Origin of the sequence: Sulfitobacter sp. HI0129 (assembly GCF_001635395.1) — a bacterium.
Lineage (GTDB): Bacteria > Pseudomonadota > Alphaproteobacteria > Rhodobacterales > Rhodobacteraceae > Sulfitobacter.
This window is the reverse complement of sequence record NZ_LWGH01000417.1, coordinates 1-4,714: the sequence shown is the minus strand read 5'-3', so window position 1 is coordinate 4,714 and position 4,714 is coordinate 1. Positions and strand designations below refer to the sequence as shown.

At 65.7% G+C, this 4,714-nt stretch carries 3 protein-coding genes and 1 pseudogene; all 4 read left to right on the top strand.

The window, feature by feature from the left end:
• Positions 1 to 668: molybdopterin-binding protein (locus tag A3764_RS11185; RefSeq protein ID WP_236628168.1), on the top strand; the 668-nt coding region annotated here is incomplete at its 5' end.
• 115 nt (positions 669 to 783) lie between these two features.
• Positions 784 to 1,269, top strand: coding sequence for a (2Fe-2S)-binding protein (locus tag A3764_RS11180; protein WP_067926419.1), 486 nt, complete (start codon positions 784 to 786; stop codon positions 1,267 to 1,269).
• 229 nt (positions 1,270 to 1,498) lie between these two features.
• Positions 1,499 to 3,859, top strand: a pseudogene (locus A3764_RS11175) (xanthine dehydrogenase family protein molybdopterin-binding subunit); the annotation flags it as partial.
• A gap of 170 nt (positions 3,860 to 4,029) precedes the next feature.
• A partial coding sequence (locus A3764_RS11170; RefSeq protein WP_067951594.1) for an FAD binding domain-containing protein occupies positions 4,030 to 4,714 on the top strand: 685 nt, incomplete at its 3' end.

The following is a 4,714-nucleotide window of genomic DNA, read 5'->3' as shown; positions in this document are numbered from 1 at the left end:
ACCCGATGATCACGCTGGCCACGGTGCCGCCCTTTCAGCAGATGGCGGCGGGGGGGATGGTGGCGACGATCAAGATCATCTCCTACGCGGTGCCGGAAGCGGATGTTGAGCGCGCCTGTGCCGCGGGGCGGGGGGCCATCCGATTTGCACAGCCGCGGATGAAGCGCGCGGCGCTCATCGTCACCGATATCCCCGGCGGCGTGGGCGACAAGGGCCGCGACGCCATCGCCGCCCGGCTGGAGGCGCTGGATGTCGAGCTTGCGACGGTTCGGCGGGTGCCGCACCGCACACAGGCTCTCGCCGAGGCGATAGCGGACTGCGGGGAGGAACTGGTGCTTATCCTCACCGGCTCGGCCACCTCTGACCCCGACGACGTGGCGCCCGCGGCGCTGCGCGCCGCCGGGGGCCGGGTGGAGCGTTTCGGGATGCCGGTTGATCCGGGCAACCTGCTATTTATCGGTCAGCGCGGTGCGCAGTCGGTGATCGGCCTGCCGGGCTGCGCACGCTCGCCCGCGCTGAACGGGGCCGATTGGGTGCTGTCGCGCGTCGTCTGCGGGCTGGAAGTCACCGGGGCGGATATCGCGGCGATGGGCGTGGGCGGCCTGCTGAAGGAGATCCCCACACGTCCACAGCCCCGCGCCCCCCGCGCGCCATCGACCCCGGCGTGATTCGACCGCGCCGAAAGTCGCAGGCCGGGCGCGGGGATATACGACCTTTTTACGGTTCCTAACTTGGCTGGGCCGTGCTTAACTCTGCGCAACAAGAATTGAACGGGAGGACAACATGGCACAGGTCAAAATGACCGTGAACGGCAAGGCCGCTTCGGGCGAGGTGGAGGGGCGCACATTGCTCGCGCATTTCCTGCGCGACGACCTCGGCCTGACAGGAACGCATATCGGCTGTGATACCAGCCAGTGTGGTGCCTGCGTGGTCCATGTGAACGGCGAGGCGGTCAAGGCCTGCAGCATGCTGGCGCTCGAAGCCGAAGGCGCCGAGGTTTCCACCATCGAGGGTCAGGCCAACGCGGACGGATCGCTCAACGTGATCCAGCAGGCGTTTCAGGATCACCACGGGTTGCAGTGCGGTTTCTGCACACCGGGCATGGTGATGTCGACCGCGGCGCTGCTGAAGGACAACCCCAAGCCCAGCGAAGCCGAGATCCGCCATTACCTTGACGGCAATATCTGCCGCTGCACGGGCTACCACAATATCGTCAAGGCGATCATGGCGGCCAGCGGGCAGGACACCGGACAGATCGCGGCTGAATAGCATGGCCTGCGCGGGCCTTCCCCGGCGCGTCCGGATCGTCTGCCACGGGGCGGACGCCGGCGCAGGCGGCACCTGCATCGGGGTTCCGCAGGGCGGGCCATAGGCCATTGCCACCCGGAGGGAGGCCGGGGCCGGAAGCAGCGGTACACAACAGCGGCAATCGCGGGCCATCGCCCGCTGGGCCGGTTAAATGCGACAGGCATGTCCTGTCACCTAAGGGAGGAAGATCATGCCTAAAGACGGCGGAATTGGTGCCAGCAGCAAGCGGCGCGAAGACGTAAGGTTCCTGACAGGGGCCGGGAACTACACCGACGACATCAATATCAGGGGGCAGGCCCATGTCTTCTTCCTGCGCTCGGACGTGGCGCATGGCACGCTGAACAATGTCGATACCTCCGAAGCCGAGGGGATGCCGGGCGTCGTCCGCATCTTTACCGGTGCGGATTTCGAGGCCGTCGGCAGCATTCCCTGCGGCTGGCAGGTCACGGACCGGCACGGCGACCCGATGCAGGAGCCGCGCCATCCGGTGCTGGCCCACGGAAAGGTCCGCCACGTGGGCGAACCCATCGCCGCCGTTGTGGCCGAAACGCTGGGGCAGGCGCGGGACGCCGCCGAGGCGATCGTCGTCGAAATCGACGAACTGCCTGCCGTCATCGACATGAAGGAAGCGGTGAAGGACGGCGCGCCCAAGGTGCATGACGATCTGACCAGCAACCTGTGCTACGACTGGGGTTTCGTCGAGGAAAACAAGGATGCGGTGAACAAGGCCTTTGACGATGCCGCCCATGTCACCACGCTGGAACTGGTAAACAACCGTCTGGTGGCCAACCCCATGGAGCCGCGCGTCGCGGTGGGCGACTACAGCCGCAGCGACGATCAGCACACGCTTTATACCACCAGCCAGAACCCGCATGTGATCCGCCTGCTGATGGGCGCCTTCGTGCTGGGTATCCCCGAACACAAGCTGCGCGTCGTGGCCCCCGACGTGGGTGGCGGCTTTGGCACCAAGATCTTCCACTACCAAGAAGAAGCCTTCTGTACCTTCGCAGCCAAGGCGTGTAACCGCCCGGTCAAATGGACCTCAAGCCGGTCGGAGGCCTTCATCTCCGACGCCCATGGCCGCGATCACGTCACCAAGATCGAACTGGCGCTGGACGGGGACAACAACTTTACCGCGATCCGCACCGACACCTACGCCAACATGGGCGCTTACCTCAGCACCTTCGCGCCCTCGGTCCCCACATGGCTGCACGGCACGCTGATGGCCGGCAACTACAAGACGCCGCTCATCTACGTGAACGTGAAGGCGGTCTTTACCAACACCGTGCCGGTGGACGCCTATCGCGGCGCGGGGCGGCCCGAAGCCACTTATCAGCTGGAACGGTTGGTCGATAAGGCGGCGCATGAACTGGGTGTCGATCCGATGGAGCTGCGGCGGCAGAACTTCATCACCGAATTCCCCTATGCCACCCCCGTGGCGGTGGAATACGACACCGGTGATTACAACGCCACGCTCGACAAGCTGATCGAGATTTCCGACAAGGCCGGTTTCGAGGCGCGGCGGAAGGAAAGCGAAGCCAAGGGCAAGCTGCGCGGCTTCGGCATGAACTGCTATATCGAGGCCTGCGGCATCGCGCCGTCGAACCTCGTGGGTCAGCTCGGTGCCCGGGCGGGGCTTTATGAAAGCGCCACGGTCCGGGTCAATGCCACCGGCGGACTTGTGGTGATGACCGGCAGCCACAGCCATGGTCAGGGCCACGAGACGACGTTCTCGCAGGTGGTGGCCGAGATGATCGGCATCGACGAAAGCATGGTCGATATCGTTCATGGCGATACAGCGAAAGTCCCGATGGGTATGGGCACCTATGGCTCCCGCTCCATCGCAGTGGGCGGCTCCGCCATGGTGCGCGCGACCGAGAAGATCATCGCCAAGGCCAAGAAGATCGCGTCGCATCTGCTCGAAGCCTCCGAGTCCGACATCGAACTGAAGGACGGGGCGTTCAGCGTTGCGGGCACCGACAAGTCGGTGGCCTGGGGCGATGTCACGCTCGCCGCTTACGTGCCGCACAACTATCCGCTGGAGGATATCGAGCCGGGCCTTGAAGAGACGGCGTTCTACGATCCGTCCAACTTCACCTATCCCTCGGGCGCCTATGCCTGCGAGGTGGAACTGGACCCCGACACCGGCCATGTCACGATCGAACGCTTTGCAGCCGCCGATGACTTCGGCAATGTCATCAACCCGATGATCGTGACGGGCCAGGTCCATGGCGGTCTAGCGCAGGGCATCGGGCAGGCGCTGATGGAAAACTGCGCCTACGACAGCGACGGCCAGCTTCTGAGCGCGTCCTACATGGATTACGCCATGCCGCGCGCCAGCGATCTGCCGTTCTATTCGGTGGATCACAGCTGCCAGACGCCCTGCACCCACAACCCGCTCGGCGTGAAGGGCTGCGGCGAGGCGGGGGCCATTGGCTCGCCCCCCGCGGTGGTGAACGCGGTGCTGGACGCCATGCGCTCCGGCGGCAAGGATGTGGGTCATATCGACATGCCGGTAACGCCCGCGCGCGTCTGGGCGGCGATGCATGGGGCAGAGGCCAATGCCGCCCGCGTGGGCGCCGTGGGCAGCAACGCGAAGCCGCAGCCGGAATGAGATCGGCGGCCCGGAGGTGCGATGCCCCCGGGCCGCTTCGCTGAACAGGACAACAGGGGCCGGCACCGCCCATCGCGCGATGCCCCCCGGATCGGAAGGAAAACGACATGTACAACTTCGAAGTGGAACGGCCGACCAGCGTTTCCAACGCCGTGGCGGCACTGGGCCGGGACGAGGCGCAGCCGCTGAGCGGCGGCCAAACCCTGATCCCCACGTTGAAGGCCCGGCTGGCGGCGCCTTCGGTGCTGGTCTCGCTCACCGGGATCGAGGACATGAAGGGCGTGCGGATGGAGGGGGACAAGCTCTGCATCGGCGGGGCCACCACCCATGCGACCGTTATGCGCGAAGCGGAGGCGCATTATCCCGGGCTGGCCTCGCTGGCAGCGCGGATCGGCGATCCGGCGGTGCGCAACCGCGGCACGATCGGCGGCTCGCTGGCCAACAACGACCCCTCCGCCTGCTATCCCGCCGGGGCGCTCGGCAGCGGTGCGACCATCGTGACCAACAACCGTGAAATCGCGGCGGACGATTATTTCATGGGCATGTTCGAAACCGCGCTGGAAGAGGACGAGATCGTCACCGAGGTGAAGTTCCCCGTGCCCGATGCCGCCCGCTATGAAAAGTTCATCCAGCCTGCCTCCCGCTTTCCGTTGGTCGCGGCCTTCGTCGCGCGCTTTTCCGACGGGGTCCGGGTCGCGATTACCGGCGCGTCGGAAAACGGCGTCTTTCGCTGGACCGAAGCCGAAGAGGCGCTGAACGGCAATTTCGGCGCCGATGCGGTAAAGGGCCTGT

Excerpts from the sequence above, each read along its gene's own strand:
- A3764_RS11180 (WP_067926419.1), top strand. The coding sequence starts at position 784 with ATGGCACAGGTCAAAATGACCGTGAACGGCAAGGCCGCTTCGGGCGAG.